22 protein-coding genes are annotated in these 20,430 nt (G+C 56.4%); 13 read left to right on the forward strand and 9 right to left on the reverse strand.

Translation table 11 applies throughout. The features are described 5' to 3' along the window. Nucleotides 1-61: 61 nt before the first annotated feature. The 9 genes from KQI82_RS04110 to KQI82_RS04150 all read right to left on the reverse strand — a co-directional run bounded on the left by KQI82_RS04110 (nucleotide 62) and on the right by KQI82_RS04150 (nucleotide 6,028). On the reverse strand, nucleotides 62-487 hold the full coding sequence (locus KQI82_RS04110; RefSeq protein ID WP_216559057.1) for a winged helix-turn-helix domain-containing protein: 426 nt from the start codon (nucleotides 485-487) through the stop codon (nucleotides 62-64). Between the two features lie 22 nt (nucleotides 488-509). Continuing rightward, nucleotides 510-923 carry a cupin domain-containing protein gene (locus tag KQI82_RS04115; protein ID WP_241426610.1) on the reverse strand — a complete coding sequence of 138 codons (414 nt, stop codon included), beginning with the start codon at nucleotides 921-923 and terminating at the stop codon, nucleotides 510-512. After that, the gene (locus KQI82_RS04120; RefSeq protein ID WP_338148944.1) at nucleotides 916-1,242 is read right to left on the reverse strand and encodes a carboxymuconolactone decarboxylase family protein; all 327 of its coding nucleotides are present in this window, start codon (nucleotides 1,240-1,242) and stop codon (nucleotides 916-918) included. The genes KQI82_RS04115 and KQI82_RS04120 overlap by 8 nt, the downstream gene beginning before the upstream one ends. Before the next feature lie 17 nt (nucleotides 1,243-1,259). After that, on the reverse strand, nucleotides 1,260-2,189 hold the full coding sequence (locus KQI82_RS04125) for a flavodoxin (RefSeq protein ID WP_216559063.1): 930 nt from the start codon (nucleotides 2,187-2,189) through the stop codon (nucleotides 1,260-1,262). A gap of 1 nt (nucleotide 2,190) precedes the next feature. Next, nucleotides 2,191-2,895: a DUF4405 domain-containing protein gene (locus KQI82_RS04130; protein WP_216559066.1), complete on the reverse strand. Its 705-nt coding sequence runs from the start codon at nucleotides 2,893-2,895 to the stop codon at nucleotides 2,191-2,193. After that, nucleotides 2,895-3,416 carry a flavodoxin gene (locus KQI82_RS04135; RefSeq protein ID WP_216559069.1) on the reverse strand — a complete coding sequence of 174 codons (522 nt, stop codon included), beginning with the start codon at nucleotides 3,414-3,416 and terminating at the stop codon, nucleotides 2,895-2,897. Before KQI82_RS04135 ends, KQI82_RS04130 begins: the two co-directional genes overlap by 1 nt. Nucleotides 3,417-3,429: 13 nt before the next feature. Then, nucleotides 3,430-4,602, reverse strand: a complete 1,173-nt coding sequence (locus KQI82_RS04140) for an iron-containing alcohol dehydrogenase (RefSeq protein WP_216559072.1) — start codon at nucleotides 4,600-4,602, stop codon at nucleotides 3,430-3,432. Nucleotides 4,603-4,760: 158 nt separating this feature from the next. After that, complete coding sequence (locus tag KQI82_RS04145) at nucleotides 4,761-5,105, reverse strand: TIGR04076 family protein (RefSeq protein WP_216559075.1); 345 nt, start codon at nucleotides 5,103-5,105, stop codon at nucleotides 4,761-4,763. A gap of 11 nt (nucleotides 5,106-5,116) precedes the next feature. Then, nucleotides 5,117-6,028 (reverse strand): LysR family transcriptional regulator, encoded by a 912-nt coding sequence (locus KQI82_RS04150; protein WP_216559078.1) that lies wholly within the window; start codon nucleotides 6,026-6,028, stop codon nucleotides 5,117-5,119. 185 nt (nucleotides 6,029-6,213) lie between these two features. Here KQI82_RS04150 and KQI82_RS04155 point away from each other — a divergent pair, with 185 nt between their 5' ends. From KQI82_RS04155 to KQI82_RS04215, 13 genes are all read left to right on the forward strand, one after another. Next, entirely contained in the window at nucleotides 6,214-7,305 is a 1,092-nt protein-coding gene (locus tag KQI82_RS04155; protein WP_216559081.1) for a flavodoxin, read from the forward strand. Nucleotides 7,306-7,589: 284 nt separating this feature from the next. After that, complete coding sequence (locus KQI82_RS04160) at nucleotides 7,590-8,504, forward strand: FAD:protein FMN transferase (protein WP_216559084.1); 915 nt, start codon at nucleotides 7,590-7,592, stop codon at nucleotides 8,502-8,504. Next, complete coding sequence (locus KQI82_RS04165; RefSeq protein ID WP_216559087.1) at nucleotides 8,501-8,863, forward strand: NusG domain II-containing protein; 363 nt, start codon at nucleotides 8,501-8,503, stop codon at nucleotides 8,861-8,863. Before KQI82_RS04160 ends, KQI82_RS04165 begins: the two co-directional genes overlap by 4 nt. A gap of 13 nt (nucleotides 8,864-8,876) precedes the next feature. Further along, nucleotides 8,877-9,401, forward strand: a complete 525-nt coding sequence (locus KQI82_RS04170) for a Gx transporter family protein (RefSeq protein WP_216559090.1) — start codon at nucleotides 8,877-8,879, stop codon at nucleotides 9,399-9,401. A 17-nt stretch (nucleotides 9,402-9,418) separates the two neighbouring features. Beyond that, nucleotides 9,419-10,744 (forward strand): MATE family efflux transporter, encoded by a 1,326-nt coding sequence (locus KQI82_RS04175; RefSeq protein ID WP_216559093.1) that lies wholly within the window; start codon nucleotides 9,419-9,421, stop codon nucleotides 10,742-10,744. A gap of 15 nt (nucleotides 10,745-10,759) precedes the next feature. Continuing rightward, nucleotides 10,760-11,854, forward strand: coding sequence for an aldo/keto reductase (locus KQI82_RS04180; RefSeq protein ID WP_216559096.1), 1,095 nt, complete (start codon nucleotides 10,760-10,762; stop codon nucleotides 11,852-11,854). Nucleotides 11,855-11,919: 65 nt separating this feature from the next. Beyond that, on the forward strand, nucleotides 11,920-13,068 hold the full coding sequence (locus KQI82_RS15870; protein ID WP_216559099.1) for a flavodoxin: 1,149 nt from the start codon (nucleotides 11,920-11,922) through the stop codon (nucleotides 13,066-13,068). Between the two features lie 106 nt (nucleotides 13,069-13,174). Next, entirely contained in the window at nucleotides 13,175-13,858 is a 684-nt protein-coding gene (locus KQI82_RS04190; protein ID WP_216559102.1) for a dihydrofolate reductase family protein, read from the forward strand. Nucleotides 13,859-13,885: 27 nt separating this feature from the next. Beyond that, nucleotides 13,886-14,359 carry a flavodoxin gene (locus KQI82_RS04195; protein ID WP_216559105.1) on the forward strand — a complete coding sequence of 158 codons (474 nt, stop codon included), beginning with the start codon at nucleotides 13,886-13,888 and terminating at the stop codon, nucleotides 14,357-14,359. 1,562 nt (nucleotides 14,360-15,921) lie between these two features. Further along, the gene (gene ilvD / locus KQI82_RS04200; RefSeq protein WP_216559108.1) at nucleotides 15,922-17,595 is read left to right on the forward strand and encodes a dihydroxy-acid dehydratase; all 1,674 of its coding nucleotides are present in this window, start codon (nucleotides 15,922-15,924) and stop codon (nucleotides 17,593-17,595) included. 4 nt (nucleotides 17,596-17,599) lie between these two features. After that, the gene (locus KQI82_RS04205) at nucleotides 17,600-17,854 is read left to right on the forward strand and encodes a UxaA family hydrolase (RefSeq protein WP_216559111.1); all 255 of its coding nucleotides are present in this window, start codon (nucleotides 17,600-17,602) and stop codon (nucleotides 17,852-17,854) included. 19 nt (nucleotides 17,855-17,873) lie between these two features. Then, on the forward strand, nucleotides 17,874-19,034 hold the full coding sequence (locus KQI82_RS04210; protein ID WP_216559114.1) for a UxaA family hydrolase: 1,161 nt from the start codon (nucleotides 17,874-17,876) through the stop codon (nucleotides 19,032-19,034). A 9-nt stretch (nucleotides 19,035-19,043) separates the two neighbouring features. Then, nucleotides 19,044-20,327: a nickel pincer cofactor-dependent isomerase, group 22 gene (locus tag KQI82_RS04215; RefSeq protein ID WP_216559118.1), complete on the forward strand. Its 1,284-nt coding sequence runs from the start codon at nucleotides 19,044-19,046 to the stop codon at nucleotides 20,325-20,327. The last annotated feature ends 103 nt before the right edge of the window (nucleotides 20,328-20,430 follow it).

A 20,430-nucleotide genomic window follows, 5' to 3' on the forward strand; every position in this document is an offset into this window, starting at 1 on the left:
GATAAAGCAGGTTCTTTTGTTTACAGCACCGCAAATTTTGAAGACCTTTTCCAGAGGTAAATCAGTGTTTTTCTGGGATTACGAACTTATATCCCATTCCAACCACCGTTTTGATGTAAGTGGGGTGTCTGGGATCTGGTTCATTTTTGCTTCTGATCCGGCAGATGGTGTTGGGAACGGTGTTGCTGAAGAAATGATCCTCGCCATAAACTGCATTATATAGTTGATCCCTTGAGAAAATTCGGCCAGGATGCCGGGCCAGGTGGCAGAGCATGGAGAACTCACCATAATTAAGCTGAACGGAGATGCCGCCCCGAAGTACGACACCGGCCTTGATCTGGATAATGAGTCCTGGGAAATCAAGCACAGCATTCTTGTGTGGAGAAAGGTCAATTTCCTCCGCAGGAATGCCGCCCAGTGCATCCCGGATTCGCTGATAGATTGTACCGTCCGGATCGGTTGCCCGAATTATGATGATGTCCTCCATGCGATACCTGCCTTGCTGTTATTTAGGGAAGTATATTGTATTGAGACTCGTCCACCGGCTCCAGCCACTCGTTGCTGCCCTCCTTGCCGGGAACCTCAATGGCCAGGTGGGCGAACCAACTGTCTCTGGCGGCGCCGTGCCAGTGCGTCACCTCCGGGGGAATATAGACCGCCTTGCCGGGGGTCAGGGAAACCGGTTCTTCCCCCTCCGCCTGATACCAGCCCCGGCCGGAGGTGCAGAGAAGGATCTGCCCGCCGCCGCTCTTGGCGTGGTGGATGTGCCAGTTGTTGCGGCACCCCGGTTCGAAGGTGACGTTGAAGATGCCGATTCCTTGGGTGACCACGGGATTCAGGTAGCTCTGGCCGATGAAAAACTGGGCAAAGCCGTCATTGGGCTGCCCCAGGCCAAAGATTCCTGCCTTTTCCAGCTCAGTCATGCTCATACACCTCCTTTGCCATGCGGAAGGCCGCCCAGGCGTTGGGCCAGCCGGCGTAGAAGGCGGCGTGGGTCAGGATTTCCGCCATCTCCTGGGCGGTAACGCCCTCCTTCTTCGCGTTGGCAATATGATATTGCAGCGAACTGTCCAGAAGGCCCTTGCTCATCAGGGCGGTAACGGTGACGATGCAGCGGTCCCGCGCTGAGAGCTGTGACTCCCGGTTCCACACCTCACCAAAGAGGACATCGTCGTTCAGCCGGGCGAATTCCGGGGCAAACTGCCCCAGTTCATTCCGGCCCGCTGTCTGCTTGACCATCATAAAAACTTCCTTTCCACTTAAAATTCCAGCCCGCCGATCCAGTCCCGAACAGCGGACTGGGCAGAGGACACATTCTCCCGGGATACGCTGATCTCCTTCAGAACCGTGGTATCCTTGGGCAGCGCGGCGGTCAGGTCCCGGATGGTGGAGGCCAGCCCGCCGGTGCCGTGGGTGACGAAGGGGACCACCGTCTTGCCGGACCAGTCATATTCCTCCACGAAACTGAGGACCGGCATGGGCAGGGTGTACCACCAGTTGGGGAAACCCAGGAACACAACGTCGTAATCAGCAAAATTGCTCACATGGGTGGAGAGGGCCGGCCGGGCGTTCTCCGCCTTTTCATCCGCGGCCCTATCCAGGCACTCGTCGTAGTCACTGGAATAGAGGTCGGTGACCACAATGGAGTGGAGGTCGCCGCCCACCTCCTGTTGAATCCAGGCGGCCAGTCTTGCGGCATTTCCAGGGGCCACTACACTGGCAGAGGTGGAAGCGTCAACATCCACGGCGCTGGGATCGTCCACTACGGTGTTTTCCGCCCAAGTAAAGTAGGCGATCAGCACCTTGGGCGAATCATCCGCTGGCGCAGACTGCTCCGGCGCGGGCTGTTCCGGCACAGAAACTGTCGGCGTTTGACCGGACGGCACCGTATGATTCTGCTCCAATACCGGAGGCTGCTCTTGAGAGCTGCCTTGCTCCGTATTCTCCGGCGGCACAGGCTGCTCCAAAGATCCGTCAGAGGGGTGGCTTGTGGGTGTCTGATCGGCGGGATCACCGCTTGGGGATACCTCATCCGGAGAGTCGGCGCCATCTGCCGTTAAACTGTTTTCCGGAAGGTCGATCATGGAGTAGTCCGTGGGATCATCTGATTGGGTCCCAGCCTGTCCGCCGCAAGCTGCCAATGAGAGGATCAGCAGCGCACTGAGGAAAAATGACATTGCTCTCTTCATGTTATGCCTCCATTCTCTCTGCCCCGGAAACGGAGCCTTTGGTCCACGCCAGGGCGGCGCGGCTTAGGTAGTGGCCCAGGGCCGTCCACAGCCCCATCATGGCCAGGTGTTCTGAAAAGAACGCCGCAGGGGGCTGTTCAAAATCGAAAAAGACAAAGGTGCTGCGGAGGAACAGATAGTTCGCCATTTGATGCTTGCAAAAGGCAAAGATCCCATACCCGGCGATCCCCGCCGCCAGCAGCCGCAGAATAGCGGTGCGGACCGGGGAGCGGCCGGTGATCCCGGCGCGCTTTCTCACAAGGCCCAGCACCATGCCCCAGTGCAGCCCCAGGTGGGCGGACAGGAGGATGAAACCCCAATAGCCGCAGACCATATGGACCTCCCGGGCCAGGACCATCCCGCCCTGAATGGGCAGAAAGTCGAACACATACCGGCTCATCACCATGCCGCTGGCCATAGCCCCCAGCATACAGGCCAGGAGCAGCGCCGCCAGGGCGGTCTGCAAAACCCGGAAGGGCGTGTATCGTCCGGTATGGATGTGCCGAAGCCATCCGCCGTTGAGGACATGGTGGAGGAGGAAGAGGACCAGTTCCACGGCACCCAGCCACTCATGGAGCGCCTGCCCGGTGAGCATGTAGGCCATCAGGCCCAGCAGCGCGGCGGTCATCAGGATATCTACCCCGCGGCGTACAAAGACTTTGGACATCACAGCAGCTCCTCCTTTGGGGACAGCTCCCCCAGCGCCATCAGGTGTCCGGTCCGCAAGATCCAGCCATGAACGGTTTCATGACACTGGGGCACCTGCCGGTCATAGACGGCCAGCATGGGCAGCACGTCACAGCCCATGCAGTAGGCGGACAGATCGACTGTCATTCTGGCCGCGCCCCCGCCGCCATGGGTGCAGAAGGGGAGGATGAACTTTTCCGTGGGCATGGTTTGGTAGAGGAAGGAGGCCACCGGCGGCGCGATGGTGGAACACCAGTTGGGGGACCCCACATAGACCCTGCCGTATTGGGAAAGGTCGATGCCCATTGGCTTCAGCGCCGGGCGGACGCCGGCGGCGATCTCCGCCTTTGCCTGCCGCACCGTGGCATCATAATCCTGGGGATAGGGGATCTCTGGCTGGAGCTCATACAGCTCCCCGTGGGTCTCCTCTGCGATCATCTGCGCCAGACGGCGGGTACAGCCGGACCAGGAGTAGAACACAATGAGATATCTCTCAGACACAGGCGGCACCTCCTCAGCGGTAGGACTTCTCCAAAATTTTGACGCAGTCGTCCTGGGGCAGGTCACAGGGATCGGCGAAAAACAGCCCGCCCATGGTCTCCTGGGCGTTTTGGGCGATGCCGGCGAACTCCTCCGGGGTGAAGCCGTAGTCGGACATCTTCAGGCCGGCCACACCGCACTTCTCCTGGAGTAGTTTCAGAGCGGTGATGAAGTCCTGGGGCTTTTTCGCTTCCTCCATGCCCAGGGCCCGGGCCATGCGGACAAACCGGTACGGGCAGCAGCCAGCGTCCACAAAATGCTGGTAATAGGCCAGGGAGATCATGATGAGGCCCGCCCCGTGGGGCAGCTGGGGATGGTAGGCGCTCATGGCGTGTTCCAGAGAGTGCTCGCTGGTGCAGCAGCCGGTGACCATGGAGTAGCCGGACATGGTGTTGGCAAAGGCCATGTGTTGCCGGGCCTCCAGGTCTCCGCCGTCCTTTACCGCCCGCTCCAGATAGCGGCCCACGTTTTCTATGGCGGTGAGAGCCACCATGTCGCTCATCAGGTTGGCCATTTTGCCCACATAGACCTCGGTGGAGTGGAACAGGGCATCAAAGCCTTGATAGGCGGTGTACCGGGGCGGCACAGAGGCCATCAGCTCCGGGTCCACCACAGCCAGCACGGGGAACAGGCTATCCAGGCCGCCGCAGCCGATCTTCTCCCGGGTCTCCTCGTTGTTCACCACCCCCCACTGGTCCACCTCGCTGCCGGTTCCGGCGGTGGTGGTAATGCAGACCACCGGAAGGGGCGCGTTGGGCGGGATCTGCCCCTTTCCGGTGCCGCCGCTGACAAAGTCCCACAAATCGCCTTCGTTGGGGGCCATCATGGCGATGATCTTGGCGGCGTCCATCACACTGCCGCCCCCCAGGGCCACCACAAAGTCACAGTCGTTGTTCCGGGCCGCCTCCGCCCCGGCCATGATGGTGGACTTCAGGGGATTGGCCTGCACCTGATCGAAGAGCACAGACTGGACCCCGGCGGCGGACAGCTCGCTCTGGGTGCGCTCCAGCGCCCCGTTCTCCCGGACGGACTTCCCGCTGGAGATGACCAGCAGGGCCTTGCGGCCGGGCATGGCATGCTCATGAAGATGGTTCAGCTGGCCCGCCCCGAACAAAACGCGGGTAGGGGCGTACATCATATAACTCATAAAACTTCCTCCTGTCTGAAATCGAAAAGGCTGCCGGTCGGAGCGTTTTTCTCCGGCCGGCAGCCTTTTACTCCTGATTTCATTGTAAAACGATTGCGGCAATCAGTCTAATACCTATGTTGGATTATTTACCATGCCTATTCTGTATGATGAGTAGTTTACCGCACAGGCATATAGTCCAGAGCGGACTCCGTTTCGGTCGATTCCAATTTGAAGATGACAGGGCGCAGCCCGTCATTGCAGCTGCAAATGGCAACGCCGGGAATCCGGATCCAATCGTCATAATAAAACACATCATTCCCCGCGCCGTGGGCCAGCGCGAAAACATACTGGTAGATCGCTTTCCACGCCTCATCGCAAAACCCCTCTGGTTTGGCATAATCAGCGTAAAATGTCTGGCCCTCTTTCAGCATAGGGCAGGCAGTCAGGCCCGACGCGCCATATTCCCGTGACAACTCCTCATCGAAGGTGGTTTTGAGGACTGTGATTCTGACTTTTTTCATTTGATCTCGCCTCACGATAAGTTTGATTGAATTTGCGGATCGACACAGGCTTTTTCTTGCTCTATAAACTCCCGGAAGTGGTGGGCGGCAGGGTGGAACACCCGGTTTTTCTTCCAGGCCAGCACATGGCCGGTGGTCCGCTCCGGCGTGAGGGGGACGAACTTCAATCCCTCCGTCTGCCGGATCGCAAAGCACCCGCCTACGCAGAAGGCATAGCCCAGCCCGGCCTCCACCAGCAGTGCGCCGTTGTTGATGAGATTGTGGCCGGCAAAGATGTGCAGCTGGCTGCGCTCCACGCCGAACCACCCTGCGATGTTGTCCTGCACGATCTCCCGCCGGGGCAGGATCAGGGGCAGAGGCAGGATGTCCTCCACCGTCATCGCCGCCTTTTCGGCCAGGGGATCATCGCTGCGCATAAGGAGCCCCCAGGTCTCCCAGTAGGGCAGGCGGAGGTAGTCGTACTTGGCGGCCTCGATGGGCTCCAGCAGGATGCCGAAGTCCAGCTCCCCCCGGTCCAGCTTCTCCCGGATGTCGTCCCCGTCGGCGCTGTACAGCTGGTACTGGACCCTGGGATGCTGGGCGGCGAAGTTCTTCAGCACCTCTGGCAGCATCCTGGAGGCGCTGGATTCCACGCAGCCAACGGCCACCGTGCCGCCCACCAGATCGTTCTGGTCCGCCAGGTCCTGCTGGGTTTTTTCCATCAGCGTTACGATCTCCTCCGCCCGCTGCTGGAACAGCACCCCGGCATCGGTCAATGTCACCTGCCGCTTGCCCCGGCAGAGCAGGGGAGTTCCCATCACCTCCTCCAGGTCCATCAGCTGGCGGCTGATGGTAGGCTGGGTGACGTGGAGTTGCTCCGCCGCCTTGGTGATGTTGCCCGCCCGGGCCACCGCTAAAAAGTATTCCAACAGCCTGAGATCCATGGGGTCTTACCTCCTATCCCTTCAGAAATTTCAGTTTTATTATCCAAGGGATCGTCCCCGCTGTCAAGTGGTCAAATAATATTTCTATACGAAATAGGCATAGTAAATTATCCAATATAGGTATTTTACATTTCTTTGGTTGTCAGATAAACTATGACCAGCATCCAAGATAGGAGGATTCCTTGATGAAAAAAATTATGCGCCGGGCCGCTTGCGGGGTCTTGGCCACAGCGATGCTTTGGTTTCTGTCTGCCTGCGGAAACGAGACGGAGCCTGTTCAAACACCGGAGGCACCCCTATCTACGCCCCAGGATACGGTCCAGCTTCCACCGCAGACGGCGGATACGACCGTTTATCATGACCAGCAGAAAATCCTGATTGCCTATTTCTCCCTCTGGGAGAACGCACCTTGGGATGAGGACACCGACGCCAATACCTCTGCCAGCGTGGTGGTAGATGGAGACAGTGCGGTGGGTACCACCGCCTATGTGGCACGGATGATCCAAGAAGCCGCAGGCGGCGACCTCCACCCCATCGTGGCGGCGGAGCCGTACCCCGCTGATTTTCAGGCGGTGGTGGACACCAACCACAGCGAGAGCAGTCGGGAGATCTCGGATACGGTGGAAAACATGGACCAGTACGATACAGTTTTCATCGGCTATCCGGTTTGGGCCACGACGCTGCCCCAGGCGGTGCGGACTTTCCTGACCTCTTACGACTTTTCCGGCAAAACGGTGATCCCTTTCTGTACCCACGATGGCTACGGGGCGGGCAGGAGCTTTTCCAACGTGGCGGAGCTGGCCGCCGGCAGCACCCCGCGGGACGGCCTTGTTCTGGCGGCGACTGAGGCGCCGGAGGCACGGGAAGCGGTGGAATCCTGGCTGGATGAACTGGGGCTGAATAGCACGACGCCCGCAGAGGAGACCGCCATCCGCATCACGGTGGAGGGCCAAAGCCTGGAGAGCATCTTGTACGACAGCCCCATGGCGGCGGAGTTCCTGGCCCAGCTGCCCCAGACCATCACCATGAGCAATTACGGCGGCCGGGAGGTCTACGGTGGCATCGACATCGCCATCACGCCAGTGGAGGAAGGGCAGTACCGCTTTGACAACGGCGACATCACCTACTGTCCCGCCAACAACACCGCCGCCATCTTCTACGCCCAGACCGACCGACCCAACCTGACCATGGAGGTCTATCCCATTGGCCGGGTTACCTCTGATCTGAGGATCTTCCCTGATCTGCCCAGCCGGGTCGACATCACCTTCGAGCGCTGAAATCGTCCTCCTTTGAGCAAGGGTGCGGAAAGCCAGTTTCATCATTGGCTTTCCGCGCCCTTATTTTCATACAATCTAAGCATAGTTTTTAATCCAATATAGGCATTTTACATTTTACAGGCAGGCATTTACAATAGAGGCAGATCAAAAGAGAATGGAGGTACATACAGAACGTGAAATACTTGGCTGCATTATGTTGTACCTATATTCTCTCGCTGCTCTGCTGTGCCTGCTCCGCGCAGACTGCATCACCGGCGGAACCTGCAGAGCGGAATTTCTTCGCCATGAACACTTACGTCACCATGGAGGCCACCGGAGCGGACGCTGGGGAGACCCTGGAGCAGGCGGAAGCGCTGGTGCATCAACTGGAAGCCCGGCTGTCCGTGACAGATGAGAACAGCGAGCTCTACGCCGTCAACCACAGCGGCGGGCAGCCGGTGGAGATCAGCGCAGACACGGAATCCCTGCTGACCTTCGCGCTGGATATGGCAAAGCAGACTGACGGCGCTCTGGACCCCACCATCTATCCGGTGCTGACCGCCTGGGGCTTTACCACCGGGGAGCGGCAAGTGCCTGCCCAGGAACAGCTGGATGAGCTGCTCCCCCTGGTGGACCATGAGAACGTCCTAATTTCGGACGGCGCTGTGACCCTCCCAGCGGGGATGGCCCTGGACCTGGGGGCGGTGACCAAGGGCTACACCGGCGACCGGGTGGCGGAACTACTGCGCCAGCGCGGGATCCGTTCGGCCCTGATCAGTCTGGGCGGCAATGTCCAGGTCGTCGGGGGGAAACCGGATGGGACATCCTGGCGGGTGGGGGTCCGCGATCCCTTTTCGGAGGGAAATCTGGGAGTCCTGTCCCTGCGGGACGAGGCGGCTGTGACCTCCGGAGGCTATCAGAATTACTTCTACGGCGAGGATGGCCGGGTCTACTGGCACATTCTCGACCCAAAGACCGGATGCCCTGCCCGGTCGGGCTTGGCCTCCGTCACCGTGGTCGCCTCCAGGGGCGCCCTGTGCGACGCCCTCTCCACGGTCCTCTTTGTTATGGGCCTGGAGGATGGGCTGGACTACTGGCGCGCCAGCCGGGCGTTTGAGGCGGTCTTTGTGACCGAGGAGTGGCAAATCTATCTGACATCCGGCCTGGCGGACCGCTTTGCCGCAAATACGGACATGGCTGCGGAAATTGTGGAGCCATGAAAAAGAGTGTCGTATTGGGAGTCCTGTGCGCCGTCATTTTAGCCGTCGGGATCATTGGCTGTATCTGGATCACACACACGCCCAAAGGCGAATGGGTGGAGATCATTCAGGATGGTGTGACATTGTATACCATAGACCTGTCCCATGCGGATGACCAAACCATTGAGCTGGACAACGTTGATGGCATCAACCGCATCCAGATCGAAAATGGGACCATCTACATGGCGTATGCGGATTGCCCCGATCAAACCTGTGTTAATATGGGTGTTCTCACAAAAAACGGGCTACCCATCGTCTGCCTGCCCCACAGGCTGGTGATCCAGTATCAGAACAGAGCAACAGACGGGGCTACCGGCTAAGAGGTGAAGAGGAATGAGAACAAAAAAATTAGCGGAACCTGCGCTTCTGGCCACCATTGCGCTTACGATATTTATGGTGGAGCTGCGTATTCCCAATCCCATCCCCATTCCCGGCGTTAAGCTGGGACTTGCTAATATCGTGACCGTCTATGCAGTCTACCGCTACCGGCCAGGAGATGTGCTGCTATTGGTACTCACGCGAATCATTCTGGGAGCGATATTCGGAGGAAATCTCATGGCGCTGCTGTATAGTTTATCCGGAGGGCTGCTCTGCCTGTGCGGCATGATCCCACTCCGCCATGTGATCCCAGCGCAAATGCTGTGGGCCGCCAGTGTGCTCGGCGCTGTACTTCACAATGTGGGGCAGATCTTGGCCGCCTTTGCTGTAACAGGCACCAGCGGAATTTTCATCTACTTTCCATTCCTGTTGGTTTCCGGCTGCTGTACCGGCCTGTTCACCGGCCTTTGCGCGCAGTTCCTTGTAAAACGAGTATTTCCCGCAGCACAGCCTGTCGGAACGTATCCCCAAAGCATTTAGGAGGCGGAACAAACTTGATGTATTCCAAGCAAGACCTGAAACATTTACTGATCCCGCTGGTCATTGAGCAGACCTTGGTGGTCCTGGTGGGCATGGTGGATACGGTGGTGGTATCCACCGCCGGGGAGGCCGCCGTGTCCGGCGTGGCTCTGGTGGACATGGTCAACTACCTGATCATCACCGTTATGGCAGCCCTCACCACCGGCGGCTCAGTGATCTGCGCCCAGTATTTCGGCAGCGGCCAAAGGGACCGGGCGGCCTTTTCCGCCGGACAGCTGATGGCGGCATCCGCCATCTTCTCCACTGCCATCATGTTCCTGTGTTTAACCTTGCGTACAGCCATCCTACACCTGTTTTTCGGCGTGGTGGAGCCGGATGTGGTGAGCGCCGCCCGGGCCTACTTTCTGGTGACTGCTTGCTCCTTCCCCTTTCTGGGGATCTATGACGCCGCCTCCGCCCTGTACCGGGTGATGGGCCGCACCACGGTGACGATGTATGTGTCCCTACTGATGAATGCCGTTAACATCGTGGGGGACCTGCTCGGGGTCTATATTTGGAAGGCCGGCGTGCTGGGGGTGGCGGTGCCCACCCTGGTCTCCCGGGCTATGGCCGCGCTGGTAATGACATCGCTGGCCTTTCGGCCCGGAAAGGAGATTAGCCTGTGCTGGTCCAGCATCCTCAGCTGGGACCGGGACACCGTAGGGCGCATTCTGTCCATCGCGGTGCCCAGCGGTGTGGAAAACGGCCTGTTCGCCCTGGGGAAAGTGCTGGTGGTCAGCATCGTGTCCCATTTCGGCACCGTCCAGATCGCCGCCAACGGCGTGGCCAACAGCATCAGCCAGATCGCCGTCATGGTGGTGGGCGCGGTGAATATCGCCGTGATCTCCGTGGTGGGCCGCTGCATGGGCGCGGGGGAGCATGAACAGGCGGAGCAATACACAAGACAGTTGATGAAGGTGTCCTACATTTCTCTGGCCGTTCTGGGCACGCTGGTCTGCGCCCTTCTGCCGGTCATTCTGCCTCTCTACCAGCTGGAGCCGGAGACACTGCGGCTGGCCGCCGTGCTGATCGTGCTGCACAATGTGCTGGCCCTCCTGCTCCATCCCACCTCCTTCAACCTGCCCAACAGCCTCCGGGCGGCGGGAGACGCCCGCTTTACCATGGAGGTGGGAGTCTGCTCCATGGTGGTATTCCGGCTGGGCTCCGCCATGCTGCTGGGTGTGGCTTTGCACCTGGGGGTGCTGGGGGTGTGGCTGGCTATGGGGCTGGACTGGCTGGCCCGGTCGGTGGCCTTTGCCCTGCGGTATCGAAGTAAAACATGGGCGACCATTCAGACGATTTGACAAGGAGGAACCAATATGGACTATCGCAAACTGCCCCACGGCGGGGAGCAGATCAGCATTCTTGGCCTTGGCACCAGTTCCATCGGCATGGCCGGGGAAAAGGATATCCGCGCCACGGTGGAGATGGCGCTGGAGAACGGGGTCAATTTCTTTGACATGGCTTCGGCGGATGCCGCTCCATTTCCGGTTTATGGCGAGGCCATGAAAGGCTGCCGGGACAAGGCCTACTTTCAGATCCACTTTGGCGCCGACTACCACACCGGCCAGTACGGCTGGACCACCAAACTGGACACCATTAAAAAATCCATTGACTGGCAGCTCTCCGCCCTGAAAACTGACTATATCGACTTTGGATTTCTCCACTGCATTGACGAGGAAGCCGATCTGGACCGAGTGCTGGACAGCGGCGTTTTGGACTACATTCAGAAATTGCAGGCTGAGGGAACGGTGCGGTATATCGGTCTCAGTTCCCACACACCCAGGCTGGCCCACCGGGTACTGGATCTGGGGGCCATCGACCTGCTGATGTTCAGCATCAACCCTGGCTATGATTACCGCCACGGCGAATATGCCATCGGCCAGCCGGACGAACGGATGGCCCTTTACCGCCGCTGCGAGGCGGAGGGCGTGGGGATCTCTGTGATGAAGGCGTTCAGCGGCGGACAGCTGCTGGATGCAAAGACCTCTCCCTTCGGCAAAGCCCTGACGGAATACCAGTGCATCCAGTACGCGCTGGACAAGCCCGGTGTGCTGACGGTACTTCCCGGCGTGCGGGACCGGGCCGACCTGCAGCGAATCCTGGGGTTCCTGAACGCATCGTCCGAGAAGCGGGATTATGCGGTCTTGGGGAGCTTTACTCCTACGGACACCGTCGGCACCTGTGTCTACTGCAATCACTGCCAGCCCTGTCCGGCCGGTCTGGATATTGGCCTTATCAATAAATACTACGACCTGGCCCGGGCCGGGGATGCGTTGGCTGCCGGTCACTACGGCAAACTGGAGAAAACAGCGGGCGACTGCATCTCCTGTAGCCACTGTGACCGTCGCTGTCCCTTCCAAGTGAAGCAGGTCCAGCTGATGCAGGAGATCCAAGCCTACTTCGGCAAATAACTCATGAGCGCCTGGAACAAACGCCAGTCTCAATACATGAAATCTTAAAAATAAGGAGAATGAACATGAGAAACCTGAAACGAATGCTATCTGTCCTGCTCTGCGCGGTGTTGTCCCTGTCCCTTGCCGTCCCCGCCTTTGCTGCGGTGGAGGATACCGGTTTTTCCGATGTGGCCGCCAACGATTGGTACGCCGAAGCCGCCGTCTACTGCCGGGACAACGGCGTGATGAACGGCACCTCCGCCACTACCTTCGACCCTGGCACCACCATGAGCCGGGCCATGCTGGCAACTGTCCTCTACCGGGCGGCGGGCAGCCCTGCTGTCAGCGGCGGCGCAACTTTCACCGATGTCCCCGCAGGGGCCTACTACGCCGATGCGGCGGCCTGGGCTTCGGCCAATGGCATCGTCTCCGGCTACGGCAACGGCCTGTTTGGGGCGGGCGACCCGGTGACCCGGGAGCAGATTGCCACCATATTGTGGCGCTATGACGGCAGCGAGGAAGTATCCGCCTCTGCCAGCTTCACCGATAGTACCAGCATCCACTCCTATGCCACCGCCGCCGTCAACTGGGCGGTTGCAAACGGCATCGTCACCGGTATGACCGACGGCCGCTTCACCCCTACCGCCAGCGCCACCCGGGCCCAGGTGGCCGTGATGCTCCACCGCTATCTGACCCGCGATACCCAGGAGACTCCCGAACAGCCCGATGTCACGCCGGAGGAACCCGCCGAGACTGGAAAAGTGCTGGTGGCCTACTTCTCCGCCACCGGAAACACGGAGAACATTGCCCAGCATTTGGAAACCATCTTGGATGCTGACCTCTATGAGATCGTCCCCCAGGAGCCCTATACCTCCGCCGACCTGAATTACGGCAATTCCTCCAGCCGCACCAGCATTGAGATGAATGACCCGTCCGCCCGCCCCGCCATTTCCGGAAGTATGAGCAATATGGAGGACTATGATGTCATCTTCCTGGGCTATCCCATCTGGTGGGGGGAGGCTCCCCGGATCATCTCTACCTTCCTGGAGAGCTATGATCTCAGCGGCAAAACCATCGTTCCGTTCTGTACCTCCGCCAGCAGCGGCATCGGTTCCAGCGCCACCAACCTCCACAGCTTGGCCGATGATGCAAACTGGCTCTCCGGCCAGCGGTTCAGCGGCAGTGCCTCCCAGTCTTCTGTGGAGAGCTGGGTGAACGGTCTGGGGCTGTAACCAAATATTCTAACCTTGATCCCGCTGCGGCCCTACCCTTCCTGGCGCGGGACCGCAGCGGGGATCATGGTCTCTCCAAACGAAACGATAAGGACGGGATATCAACATGAACAGACCATACACCATTTGCTACATGATGACCTCCGTGGATGGGCGGATCGACTGCGACATGGTGGGCCGCCTTGCTGGTGTGGAGGACTATTACCCTCTGTTAGATAAGCTGGGCCTGCAGTCAGCGGTCAGCGGAAAAAGGACCGCCCAGCTGGAATTGGCGGAGCCTGGTGCTTTTGCGCCTCGGAACAGCGCGCCCCTGGGAAAAGATGTTGTTTCCAAGAAAACCGACAGCAGCAGCGGCTACACCATCGTTGTGGACACCAAAGGCACTCTGCTTTGGAAACACGACAGTCAATATGCCCAGCCCCATATCCTGATCACCTCCCAGCAGGTCAGCCAGGAGTATTTAAGCTATCTCGACGAGAAGAACATCTCCTACATCGTGGCAGGCGATGCCAAAATCGACTTGGCCGCGGCCTCTGATGTATTAAAAGAAACCTTTGGGATCGAGCGGATGGGTGTTGTAGGCGGCCCGGCGATCAATACGGCGTTCTTGGATGCGGGACTGCTGGACGAGGTCATCGTATTGAGCGGAGCCGGCATTGACGGCCGGGCATCCTTCCCGCCTGTCTTCCATCGGGAGGGCGAAGGCCCCAGCGAGCCGACGCCCCTGAAACTGATTGAGGCAAAGACTTACGACTCCGGCGCGGTTTTCATCCGGTACCGGATCAAATAAAAACAGACTTTCACAGGAGAGATTTGTATGTCCAACATATTAGTCGCATACTTCTCCGCCAGCGGTGTCACCGCAAGGGCGGCAAACGCACTTGCAGAGGCGGCGGATGCCGACCTCTATGAGATTCTTCCCGCCGTCCCCTATACGGACGCGGATTTGGACTGGACCAACAAGAAGAGCCGTTCCAGCGTGGAGATGAATGATCCTACCGCCCGGCCCGCTCTGGCCGGCGAGCTGCCCGACCTCACATGGTACGACACCATTTTTCTCGGTTTTCCCATCTGGTGGTACACCGCTCCCAGCATCATCAAGACCTTCTTGGAGGCCGGTGACTTCTCCGGCAAGAAAATCGCCTTGTTCGCCACCAGCGGAGGCAGCGGGCTGGGCCATACGGACCGCGACCTGCAATCGGTCTGCCCCGGCGCTGTCATCCAAAACGGGAAGCTGCTGAATGGCAGCCAGGATGTAGAATCCTTGGCCAGTTGGGCGAAGAGGACTTGATGAGGCATCCATGAAAAGAGCGATTCGGAAACGGGAGTGATTCTGAATATCATTTCTTTGTTTTATGTGGAGCAAATCTTGAAGGCTTGTCTGCGGGATCAAAACGACGAATCGCCCAAGAGGAACTCTGTAGCTACGCTGCCAATTTTATAAACAGACTGTGATTTGACCACAGAACCAGCCACAGACAGGGCCGGAACACTCGGAGATGCTGTGGCTGAAGAGGGACGGAAAAGGAGCGAAATGGAGCAAAAATCGCTAAAAATGCCCGAAAATTATGTAAAAATAATTTTTGGGCGGCTTGGTAAGGATGAGATCGGCAGTTCGAATCTGCCCAGCAGCTCCAACATTAAGCACTTGAATCTTAGGATTTGAGTGCTTTTTGTTTCCGCAATTTTTCAAAAGTATTCGTCATTTTGACAAATGGACATTTAAATCAGAAGCCCATACCGACAAGAAAAACACACCGGACAGGTCAACCCTGTCCGGCTTTTTTATGCTGTCTCTGACGATCTGTGGCGCTCTGCTGATGCTCTCTGATCCGCGTGGGTATGCATTTGCAAGGTTACGGCTTTGTCATGGTCCAGGGCTTCGACACGCTGGCGATGTCAGCCTCTTGGGTGATGGCGATGGTGGCGGAGGTGTGCGCAACTTGTAAGCATGGAAACTATACACAGCACATTTCTGACAGTTCCTTAAGATAACAAACCCGGTTTTGCAGATGCATTGGCGCAGGGCTGGCCCCCTGGGTAAAATATAGGCGTTGACGGCCTTTTTGCTTTCCCTGTACAGAGAGATGGGATGGGCCGATCAATCCAGAGGGTATCATCAGTTCCACTCTGAGCAGGCTGTGGACCTCATGTGGAATTTGGAGAAGAGGCACCTTTGCCGTGCGATATCCAGATATACCTTTATGTATTCTGATGGCCGGATGTTTATTTTTTGTGTTTTTGGCGTCATGCAAGCATCGGTGGGATTAATTAACCGCTTTTTTGCCGCTCGTTGGAGGGCACAGCGGTGCGCAATATGAAATACGCCGTCTCATGGGCTGTGTCACGGGAGAGTTATTTTGCTGCCAGTTGCCGCTGCGTGGTTGGAAGTCCTGTGCTGCACACGGGTAACTGTAGACTGTAAACTGCGGGGGATCGCTGAAACTAAAGGTGTATTTGCAAAGGGGAAGCTTGGTAAAGAGGAGTATGTACAACGACTGGATGAGCTGTAAGTAAAGTAGCCTGCCCTATTTGGGCAGACCACTTTTTTCATATGCAGGCTCTTATTTACTATACTGCGCCTTGTTGAAGCATTTCTTCAGCAAACTGTGCAGTGGGGGGCTGTAAGAAAGAACTGCAAAGAGAAACCGGCACTAATCCTGTTCAAATTAGCGGTGTTAAGGAGAAAATCTGCTGTAAACCATATGGGAATCAATGCTGACTAAAAAACATTAAACGCCATGAAAATAATTCGGCATAATTCAACAAATACTATTGACAGCCCTCAAAAACTATAATAAACTCTACTTGATCAATTTAGTTAATTCATTCAACTTGTATGGAGGGCGCAGCATGAGTGATGTACATAAGGTCAATGAAGCGTATTACTGCGGCTTGATGCACTCTGTTGGCTATCGGGAACGCGACCTGCAAAAGCCAGTGATCGGTATTGTTAATTCGTGGAATGATGTCAATCCAGGACACAAGCCGTTCAAAGAGTTGGTGCAGTATGTAAAGGACGGCATCTGGGCTGCAGGAGGTACACCGGCAGAGTTTTGCGTTCCGGCACCTTGCGACGGAATTGCACAGCTGAGAGGAATGGAATATTCTCTCCCGTCACGTGATTTGATTGCGGCATCCGCAGAGGCAATGATCCGTGCGCACGGATTTGACGGCGTCGTATTTCTTGGGTCCTGTGACAAGATTATCCCAGGAATGCTGATGGCGGCAGCTTCGCTTGATTTGCCTACCCTGTTTTTGACTGCTGGTGCAATGCAGCCCTACTACGCAAGGGAAAAGACATATGTGACCCCGGACTTGAAAGAAGCGATTGGCAGTGCCTATGTTGAAGGCAGCGAAACGGTAGACTTTGCAGAAAAAAGGTTGAATATCTGTTATTCAGCCGGAACCTGCTCAATGTACGGTACAGCCAATACCATGGGATGCTTCACCGAGGCAATCGGGATCACACCGCTTGGATCGACACTCCTGCCCTTTTATGCAGGGGAAAAGATTCGACAGGCGCGTTGTGTTGGTGAACGCATTGTGGAACTGGTAAAAAAGAAAAAGGTATTTTCAGAGATTGTCACAAAAGAGGCATGTATGAACGGCATCAAGTATGTCTCTGCGACAGGTGGCTCGACAAACTTTGTGCTGCATATTTTAGCATTTTCTAAAGTGCTTGGAATGGATCTTACTTTGGAAGATATTGACAAGCTACAAGAAGAGATTCCAGTGATAGCCAAGTTTAAGCCCTCCTCTGACTATAATCTTGAGGACTTTCGTCGTGCTGGCGGCGTAGAAGCAGTGCTGTATGAGCTGCGCGAAAAGTTATCGCTTGATGTGGAACTTGCCATGGGCGGGACAATGCGCGAACTTGTAAAGGCAGTGCATCCAGCGCAGATCGATCGTCAGATCATCCGCCCGCTTTGTGAACCTATCCATGAAAGCGGAAGCTACGCAGTGCTCTACGGCAACCTTGCGGAACGGGGAGCGGTGGTCAAGCAAAGTGGAGTGTTGCCGGAGATGCTATGCCATCGCGGACCGGCAGTGGTTTGCAACTCGGAAGAAGAGGTTTTGACCAAGCTCAGAGAAATGACGATCAAACCTGGCTCTGTGTTGGTAGTACGGTATGAGGGGCCAAAGGGAGGACCCGGTATGAAGGAACTGTCCATCCCGGCGGCAATGATAGTGGGCATGGGACTTCACACATCAGTTGCCATGATAACAGATGGACGCTTTTCCGGCGCAACGCGCGGTCCCTGTGTAGGACATATTACACCGGAGGCGTGGGATGGCGGAACTCTGGCACTGGTTGAAAACGGAGATATGATTTCAATAGATATCCCCAATCATTCCATTGCCCTTGAGGTGGATGATAGCACGCTCAACAAACGCCGAGCAGTTTGGAAACGACCCGAGAGAAAGCCGTCGTCCGCAATTTTGGAGGGCTATCGGCAGAACGTGGGTGCGGCGGATGAAGGTGCTGTTTGGTTATATCAGAAAAGGGGGAAGGCAGGTGACTAAAAAAATGCTGATCATGGATCCGGCGGACAATGTGGGTGTTGTGCTGGAGGACGTGCAGAAAAATGATATCTGCAAAGCAAGCGACGTGGAAGTGACTGCATTACAGAACATTGCCTTCTGTCACAAAATTGCGCTTTGCGATATTGCAGAGGGGGAAGATGTACTTAAATACGGCCAAAAGATCGGCTATGCTACCGCGCCGATCAAAAAAGGAGAGTGGCTACACCGTCATAATCTGGTGAGCGAGCGCGGCAGATAAACAAAAGAGGAGAAAATGTATGGAATTTTATGGTTACCTGAGGCCTGACGGACAAGTCGGCACACGTAATTACATCGGCATTATCCCCTCGGTATTTTGCGCGGAACGCGTTGCCGAGCAAATCAGAGAGATGGTTCCAGGAAGTGTATTGCTCCGCCATCCACTGGGCTGCTCTCAGGTTGGTGAAGATTTGGAGATTACAGGCCGCACACTCATCGCGATGGGGCGTCACCCTAACCTTGCGGCGGTTCTGGTTGTGGGGCTTGGCTGCGAACGCTTTACACCGGATGAGCTGGTAAAGGGTATCGCCGGGAGCGGCAAACCTGTGGAGAAAGTTGTCATTCAGGACGAAGGAGATACAATTGCTGCAGTAGCAAAAGGTGTACGGCTCGTCAAGAGTATGATGTCACGTTTTGCCCAGCAAAAACGTGTCCCTGCTGACATCAGTAAACTGACGGTTGCGGTGAAATGCGGCGGAACGGACGCCACCTCTGGTATTGCAGCAAACCCTGCGGTCGGCAATATGTCGGATCGGCTTATTGATCTTGGAGGCTCAGTAATCTTTTCTGAAGTGACGGAGCTTTTAGGCGCGGAGCATCTTTTGGCAGCACGTGCTGTTTCGCCCGAAGTACGCAAGGATATCCTGGATACTGTTGGACGCATGGAGGAAAAGTTGCGCCAGACCAGCAACGATCCCCGCTTTGCCAAGCGCAGCGCACTGATTTCTACCGGTAATTTTGACGGCGGTGTCTCCACGGTAGCGGAAAAGGCACTTGGCAACATTTACAAGTCTGGCAGCCGCGCTATTAGCGGCGTTCTACCCTACGCGACACCTGCCTGCGGAACAGGGCTTTATCTTATGGACTCTCCCGGTCATGATGGTGAGGTCGTCACTGGTATGGTGGGCGCCGGCGCGCAGATTGTAGTTTTTACCAGCGGCAGAGGTACACCCACCGGATTCCCATTTGTCCCCGTTGTCAAAGTGACCGGCAACAGCCGGACCTTTGAAAAAATGCGGGAGAATATTGATGTTAACGCAGGACCGATCATCGATGAGAGTTGCCCGATTGAAACGATTGGCCAACAGCTCTTTGAAACTATTCTGGATACCGCCAACGGAACGCAGACCAAGGCGGAACTCCTTGGCCACAACGAACTCTTCTGCATTACAAGAAAGTAGGCGAAGCGCATGGAGTTTATAGATCGTGCTCTCAAGGATGTCGAATTTCCGCGGATCGTGAAAATCCGGCAGAACTTTGACCCCTTTTACATAAAGGACGTTCCTGCCGCCGTCCGCGCGGGCGTTGAGAAGTTGTCAGGCTATGCGGCTATTCAACCCGGTCAGCGTATTGCAATTACGGGCACCAGCCGCGGCGTAGATCGTATGCCTGAGGTGCTTCGCACCGTGGTGGAACTGGTCAAGGCAAAAGGTGCTGAGCCTTTCATCATCCCGGCGATGGGAAGTCATGGCGGCGCGACTGCTGAGGGACAGAGAAATATGCTTGCAGGCCTTGGGGTCACGGAAGAGACGATGGGAGTTCCGATTCTTGCAACGATGGACGTGGAACTCATTGCACATATCAGCGATGGCCGACCTGTGTATGTGGACAAGTATGCACACGAGGCCGACGGCATCATCCTTGTTAACCGCATCAAAAACCACACGGGTTTCCGCGGCGACTATGAGAGCGGCCTTATGAAGATGATGGCAATTGGACTTGGAAAGCAGCGTGGGGCGAAGAACTACCACAGCACAGGCTTTAAGTATATGGGAAAGACGATTGCTGAGGTGGGCAACACCGTGCTCAAAAAAGAGAAGATTCTCTTTGGAGTAGGTGTGATTGAGAACAGCCACGGTAAACTCTCGGATATTGCGTGCCTTGAACCGAATGAGATACCTGTTGTGGAAAAAGAGCTGTTGAAGCTTGCACACTCCTATCTGCCGCGCCCCTTTTTTGACAAGGCGGATGTGCTTGTGGTACAGGAGATTGGCAAGGATGTCAGCGGCACCGGCATGGACTCCAATGTCATCGGACGCTATAACAATGAATATGTCAGCAGTCCTGAGATCAGCTATACCCGCATCGTTGTGCTTGATTTGAGCGAGCATACAAACGGAAACGGCAACGGTATGGGCTTTGCAGACTATACAACCCGCAGGTTCTTCAATAAGCTGAGCCTGGAGCAGACATATCCCAATGTCATTACCTCTGCACACTCTATGACAGTTCGAATTCCAATGATTATTGATACCGATAAACTCGCCATCGCCGCAGCGCTGCAGGCCTGCCTTGTGCAAGAGGGTGAAAAACCAAAGGTGGGATTTATTCTCAACACAAAAGATCTTGATACAATCTATATTTCCGAAAGCCTGTTAGACGAGGCACGCGCCTGCCCTCATGTAGAAGTGGTCGGAGAGCCCTTTGACATTCCCTTCACAGAGAACGGCGAGCTCAAACTATCGTTCAAGTAATTATTCTGCGGTCTTTTGTTTTCCTGAGGAGGTGTTGCCCAAGCGTAATGAGATATAAACTCTCAGCGTTTCCAGAACAACCCCCAAAATCAAACTATTATGA

Source organism: Dysosmobacter acutus (genome assembly GCF_018919205.1).
Taxonomy (GTDB): Bacteria; Bacillota; Clostridia; order Oscillospirales; family Oscillospiraceae; genus Oscillibacter; species Oscillibacter acutus.